Annotated in this window: 11 protein-coding genes; 5 read left to right on the plus strand and 6 right to left on the minus strand. The window is 66.3% G+C overall.

Annotation, left to right across the window (positions count from 1 at the left end):
- Positions 1-19 precede the first annotated feature (19 nt).
- A complete protein-coding gene (locus FAZ98_RS23110; RefSeq protein ID WP_233272887.1) occupies positions 20-736 on the plus strand; it encodes a phospholipase D-like domain-containing protein in 717 nt (238 codons plus the stop codon).
- A gap of 217 nt (positions 737-953) precedes the next feature.
- Here FAZ98_RS23110 and FAZ98_RS23115 read toward each other — a convergent pair whose 3' ends face one another.
- Positions 954-1,421: a hypothetical protein gene (locus FAZ98_RS23115; protein WP_158954436.1), complete on the minus strand. Its 468-nt coding sequence runs from the start codon at positions 1,419-1,421 to the stop codon at positions 954-956.
- Positions 1,422-1,518: 97 nt separating this feature from the next.
- Between FAZ98_RS23115 and FAZ98_RS23120 the strand changes: the two genes are divergently transcribed.
- The 3 genes from FAZ98_RS23120 (at position 1,519) to FAZ98_RS23130 (ending at position 6,482) form a co-directional block, all read left to right on the plus strand.
- Positions 1,519-3,432 carry an NHL repeat-containing protein gene (locus FAZ98_RS23120; protein ID WP_158956415.1) on the plus strand — a complete coding sequence of 638 codons (1,914 nt, stop codon included), beginning with the start codon at positions 1,519-1,521 and terminating at the stop codon, positions 3,430-3,432.
- A gap of 350 nt (positions 3,433-3,782) precedes the next feature.
- The gene (locus tag FAZ98_RS23125) at positions 3,783-5,123 is read left to right on the plus strand and encodes an LLM class flavin-dependent oxidoreductase (RefSeq protein WP_158954438.1); all 1,341 of its coding nucleotides are present in this window, start codon (positions 3,783-3,785) and stop codon (positions 5,121-5,123) included.
- Positions 5,124-5,165: 42 nt separating this feature from the next.
- Positions 5,166-6,482: an acyl-CoA dehydrogenase family protein gene (locus tag FAZ98_RS23130; RefSeq protein ID WP_158954440.1), complete on the plus strand. Its 1,317-nt coding sequence runs from the start codon at positions 5,166-5,168 to the stop codon at positions 6,480-6,482.
- A 54-nt stretch (positions 6,483-6,536) separates the two neighbouring features.
- Here FAZ98_RS23130 and FAZ98_RS23135 read toward each other — a convergent pair whose 3' ends face one another.
- From FAZ98_RS23135 to FAZ98_RS23155, 5 genes are all read right to left on the minus strand, one after another.
- A complete protein-coding gene (locus FAZ98_RS23135) occupies positions 6,537-8,297 on the minus strand; it encodes an ATP-binding cassette domain-containing protein (protein ID WP_158954442.1) in 1,761 nt (586 codons plus the stop codon).
- Complete coding sequence (locus FAZ98_RS23140) at positions 8,294-9,181, minus strand: ABC transporter permease (RefSeq protein ID WP_158954444.1); 888 nt, start codon at positions 9,179-9,181, stop codon at positions 8,294-8,296. The genes FAZ98_RS23135 and FAZ98_RS23140 overlap by 4 nt, the downstream gene beginning before the upstream one ends.
- Positions 9,178-10,113 (minus strand): ABC transporter permease, encoded by a 936-nt coding sequence (locus FAZ98_RS23145; RefSeq protein WP_158954446.1) that lies wholly within the window; start codon positions 10,111-10,113, stop codon positions 9,178-9,180. Before FAZ98_RS23145 ends, FAZ98_RS23140 begins: the two co-directional genes overlap by 4 nt.
- Position 10,114: 1 nt before the next feature.
- On the minus strand, positions 10,115-11,752 hold the full coding sequence (locus tag FAZ98_RS23150; RefSeq protein WP_233272888.1) for an ABC transporter substrate-binding protein: 1,638 nt from the start codon (positions 11,750-11,752) through the stop codon (positions 10,115-10,117).
- A gap of 115 nt (positions 11,753-11,867) precedes the next feature.
- Positions 11,868-13,232 carry an LLM class flavin-dependent oxidoreductase gene (locus FAZ98_RS23155; protein WP_158954450.1) on the minus strand — a complete coding sequence of 455 codons (1,365 nt, stop codon included), beginning with the start codon at positions 13,230-13,232 and terminating at the stop codon, positions 11,868-11,870.
- Between the two features lie 198 nt (positions 13,233-13,430).
- Between FAZ98_RS23155 and FAZ98_RS23160 the strand changes: the two genes are divergently transcribed.
- Positions 13,431-14,582 (plus strand): epoxide hydrolase family protein, encoded by a 1,152-nt coding sequence (locus tag FAZ98_RS23160; protein WP_158954452.1) that lies wholly within the window; start codon positions 13,431-13,433, stop codon positions 14,580-14,582.
- Positions 14,583-14,676: the final 94 nt, after the last annotated feature.

The raw sequence follows: 14,676 nt of genomic DNA on the forward strand, positions 1-14,676 counted from the left end.
ATCGCGAGGAGACACCCCGATGCCGAAGAAGCCCAGCCCCAGCAACGTGATGGCCGACGTCACGAAGACCTTGCAGACCTTCGACCTGCTCGAACTCGAGCAATTCACGCGCGAGAAAAGTTATTCGAGTACGGCGAGCAAGGACTTTCATTTGTTTTACGTGGGACGCGACGACGTTCACGATTTGCTGAAGTACCTACTCTCGCGCGCGAGTGTCTCGCTCTATATGAACATGTTCGGTTTCGACGACGCGGAACTCAACGACATTCTCATGCAGCAAGCGGCCGATCCCACCATCACGATGATGATCACGCTCGACCGGAGCCAGGCGGGCGGCGTGAACGAAAAGAAGCTGCTGGCCTCCGATATTGCGAAGAACCCGGTCAAGTTCAATACCTACTTCGCGATTGGTGAATCGCTCACGCATCAGATCAGTCACACCAAGGGCTTCGTGGCCGACGGCAAGGTGGGCGGCGAAGGATCGGTGAACTGGTCGGCGGCCGGGGAAGGCACGTTCGTGACCCCGGGCGTGGCGGGTGGCCCTGGCTACAAGGCGCAAAACAACACGCAGACCATTTTCACCGACCCCGACACCATCAACCGCTTTCAAACCGAGTTGATCGCCGAACACATGATTGCGAAAGGGCAAGCCGCGCCGGCAACGGGGACAGCGGCGGCGAAAGCCAAAGCAGTGAAGTCGAGTGCGAAGAAGACCAGCAGCAAGGCTGCGCGATAAACCGCGTTAGAGGAATTTTTCGGGTGGCGGCAATGCTCCGCTGCGTGCGCGGCCACCGCACGGCGCGGTGAAAGCTTTCGAAAGTTCGACGCGCCCGGGCTGGCATGAGGACTCCGAAGCATTGATCTGGACCTATCCCAAAGCTTTCCCATTGAATCCGCCCTATTCCCTGCAGCGGTTCTTGCTTGAGCAACCATACACGCAACCGGTGACGCATTTACCGGATGCCGTGGACGCGCGCGTCTCCTTCGCGAGTCGTCTTGCGCCGCCATTTATGCGAAATATATCGGCTCCGCCCGCGCGAATCGCCGCCGAGGCGAGCTAACTTATTGACCCCAACGCGAAGCTCGATGCTCACCCTGCCCTTGCGCACCGGCGCACCGCCGCGCTTCGCCAGGCGAACCGCAGGCGCCCGTTCGATCAGGCCCGAACACCATGGATATCGAACAAGGTTTATCGGGTTCCGATGCAAAAATCTGGCGAACCTCCGGGCATGGAGATTGTGGCTGCGGCCTCGAAGACGACGAGTCGCACGCTGTGCCGATGCAATGTTGCCGAAGGGGTTTTTTTTCGCAATTGAATCAGCGCGAATAAATGCGCGCGCAGGCGCCTTTTCGAAAAAAATCGGCTTTTTTACTGAGTACACTTCGGGTGCCCTCGATCGCACGAATCCTGCTTGATTCATGCCGATTTCGTTGCGACCTCAACCATCTTATGCGCGGCAATTAAACGCCTTGTCGCGCATCGTCCAGGAGAGAACCTTGCGCCCATTCACCATCCGGCTGCGAGCCGTCCTGCTCGCGGCATCGCTCGGTGTCGTCGTTGCCGCGCTATCGCCCGCCGCCCAAGCGCAATACACCACCGACTGGCTCGCCAATACCTACGGCACATTGGCCAAGCACGTGGGCAACGGCGCGCGCTCGATGTGGGTCGCACCCGAAGGCGTGATCTATACCGCCTCGCGCTGGGACGAAAACGCGGGCGGCCTGGCCATTTACCAGAACGGCGCGCCGCTCGGCACCATGGGCACGCACGATACCTTTCAGGGCGGAGCGATCACCGGCAACGCCACGTCCCTTTTCGTGGCGCTCGGCTACAGCAACACGTTCGGCAGCGGGTCGGTGGGCCGCTACAACCGCAGTTCGAGCGCGCAGGATCTTCGCATACCGGTCAGTACGTGGACGGGCATCCAGAACGCCGACGTCATTACCGGCCTTGCCACCGCCGGCAGCCTGCTTTATGCGAGCGACTTCTACGGTAATCGCGTGCGGGTGTATACGACCGACGGCGTCTGGCAACGCGACATCAGCGTGTCGCAACCGGGCGCACTCGCCGTGGACAGCGCGGGCAACCTGTGGGTCGCGCGTCGGAGCGCGGGCGTGATCGCCGAATTCAGCGCCACGGGTGCCGCGCTGAACACGATCCAGATGGCCTCAACCGCACGCCCTTCCGCGCTCGACTTCGACGCCGCCGCGAATCAGTTGCTGGTGGGCGACCAGGGGCCGGACATGAATATCAAGGCCTATTCGCTTGCGGGCACGCCCGCGCTCGTCAGCACCTTCGGGGTGCAAGGCGGCTATCTCGACACCACCACCGGCATCAAGGGCCAGGTGGGCGACAAGCGCTTCACGCGCGTGGTGGGTATCGGCAAGGATGCCGCGGGCAATCTGTACGTGCTCAACAACGCGTGGGGCGGCGGCTGGGATCTCGGGCGCAACGGCAGCACCGATATTCACTCGTACAGCCCCACGGGCACGCTGCAATGGCGCTTGCAGGCGCTCAACTTCGAAGCCGTGGCGGCCCCGGACCCATCGACCGATGGCGTGAACTTCTATAGCGGCAACAACATCTACACGGGCACGGGCGGCGGCACGTTCGTCGCCAACACGATCGATCCGTTCACGTATCCGAGCGACCCGCGTCTGAACATGAACGACTATCAGCGCGGCCAGCATTTCGGGCAGATCGTTTCGGTGGGCGGCAATCGCCTACTCGTGGCTTCGGGGCAAAACCCCGATACCTTCAACTTCTATTACTTCAGCCCGTCGAGCGGCTATATCGCCATTCCTGCCGGCTCGCTGCCCGGCACACCGTTCAACACGACCCTGACTGTCACCGCGGGTTTTGCGATCGACGGCAATGGCGACGTCTGGGCCGGGCTCGACCGCACCAACCAGATCTATCACTACCCGCTTGCGGGCTTCGGCGCCAACGGCGCGCCCACCTGGGGCGCGGCTGCGACCACGGCGATCCCGCGCACCTCGCTGCCGCTCACGCGCATCATTTATCAGGCCGACAGCGACACGATGATCCTCGCGCAAGGCATTGCGGGCAGTTGGGACTGGACCGCGATGAACGGGCATATCGAGGTGTATCACGGCTGGAAGGCGGGCAATACGGGTACGCCGAGCCCCGTCATCAATCTCGCGAGCGCGAATCCGAAATCGATCGCGGCAGCCGGGCATTATCTGTTCGTTGGTTACGTACACACGGTGCCGAATATCGACGTCTACGATCTCAACACGGGCAGTCTCGTCACCACGCTCACCAACTCGAATCCCAATGCGGTGGATGTCGGCAACGATGTCGACTCGATGTACGGCGTGCGCGCGTATCTGAGTTCGACGGGCGACTACATCGTCACGAAGGACAATTACAACGGATCGAGCGTCGTGGTGTATCGCTGGCATCCGTGATTGTCATGTCGATGGCGCGAGTACGAATCGGGCGCCATGAGGAGGCCGTGGAAAACCTGAATCACGCCTATTCAAAGCATCAAAAAGCATAACCGTGTCGACAGCGAATCATCTCGACCATAAGCTGACCTTAAGCACCGCGCCTTACATCGGCGCGCGATATGGATAGTCGAAATGATTCGTTGAAGGGAAGGCGCTCGAGGCAAAGAATCGTGGCTTGATCCGCGCGGTCAGTTGCGACGGCGCGCAGGCCACGCCACGCAGGCCGTGCCTAGCCGGCCGCGCCAAACAGGCCGTGCCACGCAGGCCGCGCCGTTCCTCAACCCTTCCAGCCTTCGCCGGCATACGACATGAGCAAATCCAACCGGCAAATGCGCCTTGGCGCATTTCTGATGCAGACCGGCCACCACGTCGCTGCGTGGCGCCATCCCGACGCCCAGGCGGACGCGGGCAGCAACTTTCGCCATTACGTCGAAATCGCGCGTCTGGCGGAGGCCGCGAAATTCGACGCGATCTTTCTCGCCGACTCTTCAGGCATCCGCAGCACCGACCAGGGCTCGCTCGCGCGCTCCGCGCGCAGCGTGTTCTTCGAGCCGCTCACGCTGCTTTCCGCGCTCGCGGCGGTGACCGAGCGCATCGGCCTGATCGCCACGGTATCGACGTCGTTCCACGAGCCGTACAACGTGGCACGCAAATTCGCCTCGCTCGACCAGATTTCGGGCGGCCGCGCGGGCTGGAACCTGGTGACCTCGAGCAGCCGCTCGGAAGCGCAGAACTTCAATTACGACGACCTGCCGGAACACGACACGCGCTACGAGCGCGCCGCCGAATTCCACGACATCGTGCTCGGCCTCTGGGATTCGTGGGCCGACGACAGCTTCCTGCGCGACAAGGCAAGCGGCATCTACCTCGACACCGACACGCTGCGCGTGCTCGATCATCGCGGCCCTCACTTCAAGGTGCGCGGCCCGCTGAACGTGGCGCGCTCGCCGCAAGGGCGTCCCGTGGTGGTGCAGGCGGGCGCGTCCGAGGCGGGCCGCGCGCTCGCCGCACGCACGGCGGAAGTGATCTTCGTCGCGCATCAGACGCTGGAGGAAGCGCAGACGTTTTACGCCGACATCAAAGGGCGCTTGCCCGCCTACGGCCGCGATCCCGACGACGTGAAGATCATGCCCGGCATTTTCCCCGTGATCGGGCGCACGCAGGCCGAAGCCGAGGAAAAATTCGAGGCGCTGCAGTCGCGTATCGACCCGGTGGTGGGCGTCTCGCTGCTCGCCACCGTGATCGGTGGCATCGATCTTTCGGGCTACGACGTGGACGGCCCGATTCCCGAACTGCCGCAAACCAACGGCCCGAAAAGCCGCCAGCATCTGGTGGTCGAACTCGCGCGCCGCGACAAGCTCACGATCCGCGAGTTGTATCTGCGGATCGCGGGCGCGCGCGGGCATCAACAGATCGTGGGCACGCCGCAAACGATCGCCGATCAATTGCAGCAGTGGTTCGAGGAAGGCGCCGCCGACGGCTTCAACATCATGCCGGCCTGGCTGCCGGGCGGTCTCGCCGATTTCGTCGAACTCGTGCTGCCCGAACTGCGGCGGCGCGGCCTCTTTCGCACCGAGTACGAAGGCACGACGCTGCGCGAACACCTCGGGCTCGCGCGTCCCGCGCGCGGCGCATTGCCCGCCGCGTGAGCGCGCGACGACCTTACCCACCTCACCCGGAAACTCATACCTATGGCTCAATCGAACGCAGCAGCGCAATCCACTCCGAAGTCCGCGACGAATTCCGCTGCGCAGGTCCCGGCGCAGTCGGCCGAGGTCTTTTCCCTCGAACCGCACGCCGCCTGGGGCGCGCCGCCCAGCGCGCGCTACGAGGCGCTCGCGGCGCGATTCCGGCCCGTGTTCGCCCGCATTCGTGCGAGCGCGGTCGAGCGCGACGTGCAACATCGCTTGCCGCACGAGGAAATCCGCTGGGTGCGCGAAGCGGGCTTCACGCGGCTGCGTTTGCCCAGCGAGCGCCATGGCTTCGACGCCACCTTGCCGGAATTGTTCGGATTGCTGATCGAACTCGGTGCCGCCGACACCAACGTCGTCAATGCGATCCGCGCGCATCTGGGCTTTGTCGAAGACGTGTTGACGGCGCCCGAGAAAGCCTGGCGCGAGCATTGGCTCGAACGGCTCGCGAACGGCGAGACGATCGGCGCGGGACTCTCGGAAGCCGGCAGCGCGAAGGTGGGCACATTCGCCACGCATCTCACGCGTAGCGCGCAAGGCGTGCGTTTGAACGGCACGAAGTTCTACACGACCGGCTCGCTGTTCGCCGACTGGGTGGCCGTTGGCGCGCAAGACGGCGACGACACCGTGTATCTACAGGTGCCGCGCAACGCGCCGGGCGTGGAGATCGTCGACGACTGGGACGGTTTCGGCCAGGCGCTCACGGCGAGCGGCACGGCGCATTTCACCGACGTGGCCGTCGATCCCGCGTGGATCCGCCCCACGTCCACGCGCTTTCCGTATGCCGTGCCGTTTTACCAGCTCGTGCATCTTGCGTCGCTCGCGGGCATCGGCCGGGCACTCGCCGACGATGTCGCGCGCCGCGTGCGTCAGCGCGATCGCGTGTATAGCCACGGCAATGCCGCGCGCGTGTCCGACGACCCGCAGATCCTGCAAGTGGTCGGGCGCGTGCACGGCGCGGCGTACGCAGCCAGCGCCATCTCGCAGCAGGCGTCCCGCGCGCTCCAGCGCAGCTACGACGCGCATCTCGACACGAACGCCACCGACGCGCAACGCCAGCACGCCACGACCGAGGCGCACGTGGAAGTCGATCAATCGGTGTCCGTCATCACGCGCCTCGTGCTGGACGCGAGCACGGAACTGTTCGACGCGCTCGGGGCTTCGGCCACGCTGCGCACGGCCGGGCTGGACCGCTACTGGCGCAACGCGCGCACGATCTCGTCGCACAATCCGCGCGTGTATCGCGAGCGCCAGGTGGGCGCTTATGCGGTGAACGGCGAGGCGCCGCCGAGTTTCTATCGCGTCGGCAAAAGCTGACGTCTTGCGGGGAAGCGATTGCGCCACCCCTGCGGGTGGCGCTTCCTCAATCCGTCAAGCCTCGCGCCGCGTGCGCCCCGCCAGCGCCGAACCCGGCGCGGAACGCAGCAACAGTTTCGTGTAATCGGCTTGCGGCGCGGCGAATACCGCCGCGGTCTCGCCGCTTTCCACCACGCGCCCGTCCTTCAGCACGATCACGCGGTCGCTCACGTGCTGCACTACCTCGAGATCGTGCGAGATGAACAGCAGCGCCGTACCGAGCCGCGCCTGCAACTCGCCGAGCAGATCGAGCACCTGCGCCTGCACGTACACGTCGAGCGCCGAAACGGGCTCGTCGCACACGATCAATACGGGCTCCGAAGCAATCGCGCGCGCAATGGCGATACGCTGGCGCTGGCCGCCCGACAGCGAGATCGGCAGGCGGCCAAGAAAACTCGCATCCAGCCCCACCTGTTCGAGCAACGCGATACTGCGCGCGAGCACGGCCTGGTGGTCGAGCCGTTGCGTATGCAAACCGTCGGCGAGTAAGCGGCGCACCGTGTGACGCGGATCGAACGAACTCAGCGGATCCTGCGGGATATAGCGCATGAGCGGCCGCTGCGCGGCGCGGGCCGTTTCCGTCACGCCCGCGCCATTCCAGCGCCTGCCGAGAAATTCGACCGTGCCCTGGGTGGGCGCGAGCAAGCCGAGCACGATGTTCGCCGAGGTGCTCTTGCCCGAGCCCGATTCGCCGACGATGCCCAGCACTTCCCCTTCGCGCACGTCGAACGAGACGTTGTCGAGTGCGACGAACGCGGCGTCGGCCGGGCGCGTCGTGCCGCGCGCGTAGCGTTTGCCGATGCCGGCCACGCGCAGCACTGTGTCTTGCGTCGCACGCGTGCGGGCGGGCAAGGGGTCGCGCACGACGGCGCGCGCGCCCTCTTCCACGAACCGCGCGGAGGCCAGCCGGTATCCGCGCGAATGCGCGCCCGGTTGCGCGGCCAGCAACTGACGCGTGTACGGATGCGAAGGCCGCTCGAGCACACTGCGCGTCGGGCCGCTATCCACCACCTCGCCGTGATGCATGACGATCACGCGGTCGGCGATTCCGGCCACCACGCCCAGATCGTGGCTGATGAGCAGCACGCCCACGCCCGCGCGCAAGCGCGCTTCGAGCACCGCGAGCACTTGCGCCTGCACGGTCACGTCGAGCGCCGTGGTCGGTTCGTCGGCGATCACGAGCGCGGGCGACGCCGCGATCGCCGAGGCGATCAGCGCGCGTTGCCGCAAACCGCCCGACAATTCGTGCGCGTATTGCAGGGCGCGCCGCTGCGGTTCGGGTAGGCCCACGTCGCGCATGACCGCGTGCACGGCGTCGAGCCGTTGCGCGCGCGAGCGCGCCTTGCCATGCCGCGCGAGCGTTTCGCCGATCTCGCGCCCCACCGTGCGCAACGGATCGAGCGAGACCAGCGCGTCCTGCATCACGAGTCCCGCGAAGCCGCCGCGCACGGCGCGCCAGTCGCGCTCGCGAAACGTCAGCGCGGCGCGCCCGTCTATCTCGAAGCGCGTCGCGCTCACCTGCGCGTGAGCGCCCGCGAGGCCGATCAGGCTGCGCGCGGTCAGACTCTTGCCCGACCCCGACTCGCCCACGAGCGCCACGCATTCGCCCGCGCGTATCGTCAGATCCACGCCGCGCACGAGCGGACGGCCGCCGTTCGCATCGGCGAAACCAATCGAAAGCCCGGCGATTTCCACGAGCGTACGCGCCACCGCATGCGCGGGCGGCGCGACATCGGCGGATCGTGACGTGGCCGGAGCCAAAAATATCTCGCTCATCGCGTGCGAACTCCATAAATGCGCGACAGGTACTTGCCGATGGTGGTGAACGCGATCACGGTGAGCGTGATCGCGAGGCCCGGAAACACGCTCGGCCACCACGCGACGCGCAGCACGTCGCGCCCTTCGGCGAGCATCACGCCCCACTCGGGCGTGGGCGGTTGCGGGCCGAGCCCGAGAAAGCTCAAACCCGAGACGGCGATGATCGCGCTGCCGATGTCGATGGTCGCGATCACTGGCACCGCCGCGAGCACGTTCGGCAGCACGTGCCGCCAGAACACCTCGCTGCGCGAGAGCCCGAAGATCGCGGCATGCGTGACGTAGTCGGCGCGGCGCACGACCAGCGTTTGCGCGCGCAGCACGCGGCCGAACTTGGGAATGCCCGCAATGCCCACGGCCACCGCGATATTGACGATGCCCTGGCCGAGAAACGACACCACGAACAGCGAGAGCAGCACGGGCGGAAACGCCGAAAGCACGTCGAACACGCGTGATGCGCCCTCGTCCACGACCCGCCGCCCGAGGCCCGCGCACAAGCCGATCAGGAGCCCGATCCACAGACTCACGAGCATGCTCGCGAGGCCGATCAGCAGCGAATAACGCGCGCCGTACACCACGCGCGCGAGCACATCGCGGCCAATGCGGTCGGTGCCGAGCCAGTGCGCGGCGTCGGGCGGCTGCATGGCGTGCGCGACGTCGCTGAGCAACGGATCCCAGGGCGTCACCGCATGCGGGAACGCCATCGCGAACGCGAGCAGCGCAAGAAAGGCCGATGCCGCCAGCACAGCGCGTGGCACGTTCACGAGCCGCCGCCACGCGGCCTGAACGCGCAAACCGCGCGAGCGCGGCGCTGAAGCGGCGTACACCTCGGAGATATCGCTCATGGATTGCGCAACCTCGGGTCGATGAAGAGATAGGCGATGTCGAGCGCCGTGGAGATCACCACGTGCACGAAGGCGGCGAGCAGCACGACCGCGAGCACCACGGGCACGTCCTGCGAGGTCACCGCGTCGAGCGTGATACTGCCGAGCCCGGGCCGGCCGAACAGCTTTTCGGTGATCACGGCGCCGCCGAGCAGACCGCCGATCAGCCAGCCGCCGAGCGTCACCACGGGCAGCAGCGCATGGCGCAGCAGATGCCCCACGCGCAAGCCCGCTTCCGACACGCCGCGCGCGCGCACCGTGGTCACGAAGGGCCGCTCGAACGCGGCGTCGAGCGCCTCGCGCATGACCTGCGAGAGCATGCCCGCCGTGGGCAGCGCGAGCGTGACGGCGGGCAGCACGAGCGAGCGCCAGCCCGCCGCGCCCGAGACGGGAAAGAGCCGCCAGTGGAACGAGAACGCGATAAGCAGCAGCAGGCCGCCCCAGAACACCGGCGTGGACGTGCACACGAGTTCGCCCGCCGAGGCGATGCGCGCGGACCACGCGCCCAATCCGCCCGCGTGGCTCGCGCCTGCCGTGGCCGTGGCCACGCCGAGCGCGAGCAGCACCGCCAGCACGCCCGCCGAACCCGCGAGTTGCGCCGTAGGCCACAACTGGCTGACGATCACGGCGCTCACCGGCTGCTGCAGCACGAACGAGGTGCCGAGATCGCCGTGCAACAGGCGCAGCACGAACTGCCCGTACTGCCACAAAAGGCTGTGGTCGAGGCCCCACTGCGCGGCAATGGCCTCGCGCAAGCCGGGATACGAAAGATCGCCCGCGAGCACGTCTTCGATCCGGCCGGGCAACGCGTGCACGGTCACGAACGCCGCGCTCGCCGCGAGCCACAGCACCAGCAAACCCGTGAGCAACCGGGCCGCGACTTGACGCAACATGTCATCCCCCTTGCTGGTCGATCCAGATGTCGTAGGCGCTCGCGGGCCCGTCGAGTTGCGGCTCGAAGCCCACGCCATGCACGTTCGATTTCGCGGCCAGGTGATATTGCGGCGCATAGAGCGGCACGATATAGCCCTGGTCCACGGCGTACTGCTGAATCTCGCCGAGCAACTTGCGCCGCGCGTCGCCCACCGGCAAACGCCGCGCCGCATTGATCCTGCCCGTGAGCGTGCGGTCCGGGTTCGGAATGGCCTGATAGAGAAAACCGCCGTCGCCGAGCATGTCCCACAGTTCCATCGCCACGTCGGAGGGGTTGTCGGTATTCGGATAGACGCTCCACACACCCGTGTGCTGCTGCGTGGCGAACTCGCCCGCCGTGGTGATGCGCAGGCGCAGGTCGAGACCCACGTTCTGGCGCAACGCCGACTGGATCGCGCGAATCAGCACGTCGCGGCTATCGCGCACATATGGCTGCGGGTAGCCCACTTCCACGCTCAGGCGCTTGCCGTTCTTCGTGCGAAAGCCGTCGCTGTCGCGCGTGGTCCAGCCGGCTTCGTCGAGCAGGTGATTGGCTTGCGCGATCTGGTTGCCCCACGAATTGGGCAGCGCCTTCGCATAGTCGGGATTGTCGGGGCCGATGTTGGACCACGCGCGCCGCACCGTGCCCAGATAGACGCTCTTGACGATACCGTCGAGATCGAAGCCGTCGCGCAAGGCGCGGCGCACGCGCACGTCGTTGGCGGGCCACGCGGTGTAGTTCACGTTGAGCGTGAACGAGGTGGTCGCCGAAGGACCGGTGAGAAACTGGAAACCGTCCACATGATCGAACAAGCTCGCGTCGGTCGGCTGCACGCCTTCGATCAGATCGACCTGCCCCGAACTCAGCGCGCCCGTGCGCACCGAAGCCTCGGGCAGGAAGCGATACACCACCTTGTCGAGCCACGCCGCGCCCTGATGCTGCGCGGCCGTGGGTGCCCAATGGTAAGCGGCGTTGCGCGTGAAGGTCGCCGCCTGGCCGCGCTGATACGCGCTGAACACGAACGGCCCCGTGCCGACGATGCCCGGACCGCCCGCGCACAGATCGTGATTGCCCGCGAGCGACTTCGGCGAGAGAAAGCCCAGCTTCACGCTGGAGAGCGATTCGAGCGTGGTGGAATCGGGCTCCTTCAACACGATGCGCGCCACGTACGGCGACACTACGTCGACATGATCGAGATGCACGAGCAGCGAAACCGAAGGCGCCGTGGTGGCCGCGTTCGCGATCACATAGTCGAAGTTGGCTTTCACGGCTTGCGCGTCGAACGGCGTGCCGTCGGTGAAATGCACGTCGTCGCGCAGGTTGAACGTATAGGTCTTGCCGTCGTCGGACACGCTCCACGACTTCGCGAGCCACGGTGCGTAAGAACCGTCGCGTTGCTTGAAGATCAGCGAATCCACGAAATTGCGGATCACCCAGAACGCGTTTTGCTGCGACGAGCGATGCGGGTCGAAACACGCCGGTTCGGTTGTCACGCCCCACGTGAGCGTGCCGCCGGATACCGGCTTGAGCGCCGCGGCGTGCTGCGCCGTTGGCGCGCTGTCCGCCTTGTTGCATGCCGCGAGCGGCAGCAACGCACATGCCGCCGCAATAACGGACATTGCGTAGTACACCGATTTATTCTTGTGTCGATACATCGTGTGCCTGATAAGCCATAGAGAAACCACGGATTCAAACGTTCACGCCGCGCGGCGTGCCTTGTTCAAGCGTTGCTGGTTACGCGGGCTCGGCGGCCTCGTGCCGTTGCGCGTGCGTGTGATCCGGCCGCGCCAGACCGAAGTGCTCGCGCAGCGTTCTCCCTTCGTACTCCGTACGAAATAGCCCCCGTTGCTGGAGAATGGGCACGACGCCTTCGACGAACGCCTCGAGGCCGTCCGGCAGCGCGTCGGGCATGAGATTGAAGCCGTCGGCGGCTTCGCCTTTGAACCAGCGTTCGATGTCGTCGGCAATCTGCTCCGGCGTGCCCACGATCACGCGATGCCCGCCACCGCCGCCCAGCGCGCGAATCAGCTCGCGCACCGTATGGCCGCCGCGCCGCGCTTCGGCGAGCGTGGCGTGAAAGAACGTGTGATTGCCGTTGCCGCCGTTCGGCAGCGCGAGGTCGTCGGGCAGGCGCCGGTCGAGATCGAGCACGTCGGGCGAGACGCCCAGAATGCCCGCGATCCGCGTGAGGCTGTAGCGCCACGGGATCTGGTCGATGAGATCGTCGCGGCGCCGTCGCGCCTCGGCCTCGGTCGCGCCGATGATGGTGGTCAGCCCCGCCAGCACCTTCACGCCAGCGGGCCTTCCATACGCGGCGGCGCGCGCATTCAGCTCGCGCCGGTACGCCGCCGACTCCTCGAACGACTGCGAGGCGGAAAAAACAGCTTCGGCGTGGCGCGCGGCGAGATCGCGCCCGTCGGCGGAACCGCCCGCCTGCACCAGCACCGGATGCCCTTGCGGCGTGCGCGGCAGATTGAGCGGCCCTTGCACCTGGAAGAAGCGCCCGCGATGCGCGAGCGGCCGCACTTTATTCACGTCGATGAAGCGTCCGCTCGCCTTGTCGCCAATGAACGCGTCGTCGTCCCAACTGTTCCAGAGCGCCTTGACGACCTCCGTGAACTCCGCCGCGCGCGCGTAGCGTTCCGCGTGATCGGGCACGGCGTCGCGGCCGAAGTTGCGCGCCGAAGGCAGGTCGGCGGTCGTCACCACGTTCCAGCCCGCGCGCCCGTGGCTCACATGATCGAGCGTGGCGAAACGGCGCGCGATGTTGTACGGCTCGTTATAGCTCGTCGATGCCGTGCCGATCACGCCGATATGCGTGGTGGCCGCCGCGATGCTCGCGAGCAGCACCGTGGGTTCGAGCGCCGTGATCGGCCGGAAGTCGATCTGGTCGATGATCGCGGCGTTGTCGGCGAGAAACACGGCGTCGAGCTTGCCGCGCTCGGCGAGTTGCGCGACGCGCACGTAATGCCCGACATCGACGAACGCGCGCGGATCGGCATGATCCAGGCGCCACGCCGAAGGCACGAAGCCCGAGTGCAGGATGTTGACGTTCAGATGCAGGCGGCGCGGCGCAGTGGCCGCAGCAGGATGGCTCATCGTTGGGTGTCCTCGTGTGCGCTAAACCCCGGCCAAAAAGTATAGGCACCGGGCCGCACGCGACTAACCATGAAATCGCCATTTGGATATGCGCGGCCATGCGCAGGCGCGCGCGGGAGCATGCTCGCGTACGCCGTGGCGCGCAGACCGCAGCGCACGCGGATAGAATCGACGTTCCCTTCTCGCGACGGACGCGCCATGAACCTCTCGCCATTCGAAATCGCCGTAACGGACGAGGCCATCGACGATCTGCAACGGCGCTTGCGCAACACGCGCTGGGCCTGGTTGACGCCCGCCGACGCCTGGCAGCAGGGCACGGACGGCGCGTGGCTGCGCGCGTGCGTCGAGTACTGGGCCGAGCGTTTCGACTGGCGCGCCGCGCAACGCGCGCTGAATCGCCTGCCGCAATTCATGGCCGAGGTGAACGGTCAGCGCGTGCACGTCGTGCATCGGCGCGGCGTTGGGCCCAAGCCGTATCCGCTCGTGATCACGCATGGCTGGCCCGGCTCGTTTTTCGAGTTCCACGCGCTGGCCGAGCGGCTCGCGAATCCCGCGGCGTTCGGCGCGAGCCCCGACGACGCGTTCGATGTCGTCACGCCCTCGCTGCCCGGCTTCGCGTTTTCGCCCGCGCCCGCCGCGCCTGGCACCTCGGTGTTTCAGGTGGCCGACTTGTGGGTGGCGCTCATGCGCGGTCTGGGTTACGAGCGCTTCGGCGCGCAAGGCGGCGATCTGGGCGCGGGCGTATCCGTCGCGCTGGCCGCGCGCCACGCGCCGCACGTGGACGGCATCCATCTGAACTTTTTGCCCAGTTCGTTCGAGCCCGCGATCGGTCCCGGCGACGCGCCCATGAGCGAAGCCGAACAGGCCTTTGTGCGCGCGAAAGCCGACTGGGCCGCGCTGGAAGGCGGCTATGCGCATATGCACGCGACGAAACCGCAAACCGCCGCGGCCGCGCTCAACGACTCGCCCGCCGGTCTCGCCGCGTGGATCGGCGAAAAATTTCGCGCGTGGAGCGACTGCGGCGGCGAACTCGAGCGGCGCTTCTCGAAGGACGAACTGCTCACCAATCTGTCGCTCTACTGGTTCACGCAGAGCATCGGCACCTCGATGCAGATGTACTGGGAGAACCGCTTGCAGCCGTTTCGCTTCGCGGCGGGTGAGCGCGTGGCGCCGCCGGTCGCGTTCGCGCATTTTCCGCACGAGATCAGCCACCCGCCGCGCTCGTGGCTCGAACGCGTGTTCAACGTGGCGCAATGGACCGACATGCCGCGCGGCGGCCATTTCGCGGCGATGGAAGAACCCGACCTGCTCGCGGAGGATATCCGCCGCTTCTTCCGGCGCTTTCGTTAGCGCACGCCTCCGGGGGCCGCATCGTCATGCTGCCTGGACGGCTCGCGCGGCCAGAAACGCGGGCGTGGCATCATCCTTGCGTAGACGTTCCCAC

The organism is Paraburkholderia acidisoli (assembly GCF_009789675.1).
Taxonomy (GTDB): domain Bacteria; phylum Pseudomonadota; class Gammaproteobacteria; order Burkholderiales; family Burkholderiaceae; genus Paraburkholderia; species Paraburkholderia acidisoli.

Excerpts from the sequence above, each read along its gene's own strand:
- FAZ98_RS23110 (WP_233272887.1), top strand. The coding sequence starts at position 20 with ATGCCGAAGAAGCCCAGCCCCAGCAACGTGATGGCCGACGTCACGAAG.
- FAZ98_RS23115 (WP_158954436.1), bottom strand. The coding sequence starts at position 1,421 with ATGAATCAAGCAGGATTCGTGCGATCGAGGGCACCCGAAGTGTACTCA.
- FAZ98_RS23125 (WP_158954438.1), top strand. The coding sequence starts at position 3,783 with ATGAGCAAATCCAACCGGCAAATGCGCCTTGGCGCATTTCTGATGCAG.
- FAZ98_RS23130 (WP_158954440.1), top strand. The coding sequence starts at position 5,166 with ATGGCTCAATCGAACGCAGCAGCGCAATCCACTCCGAAGTCCGCGACG.
- FAZ98_RS23135 (WP_158954442.1), bottom strand. The coding sequence starts at position 8,297 with ATGAGCGAGATATTTTTGGCTCCGGCCACGTCACGATCCGCCGATGTC.
- FAZ98_RS23140 (WP_158954444.1), bottom strand. The coding sequence starts at position 9,181 with ATGAGCGATATCTCCGAGGTGTACGCCGCTTCAGCGCCGCGCTCGCGC.
- FAZ98_RS23145 (WP_158954446.1), bottom strand. The coding sequence starts at position 10,113 with ATGTTGCGTCAAGTCGCGGCCCGGTTGCTCACGGGTTTGCTGGTGCTG.
- FAZ98_RS23150 (WP_233272888.1), bottom strand. The coding sequence starts at position 11,752 with ATGTCCGTTATTGCGGCGGCATGTGCGTTGCTGCCGCTCGCGGCATGC.
- FAZ98_RS23155 (WP_158954450.1), bottom strand. The coding sequence starts at position 13,232 with ATGAGCCATCCTGCTGCGGCCACTGCGCCGCGCCGCCTGCATCTGAAC.
- FAZ98_RS23160 (WP_158954452.1), top strand. The coding sequence starts at position 13,431 with ATGAACCTCTCGCCATTCGAAATCGCCGTAACGGACGAGGCCATCGAC.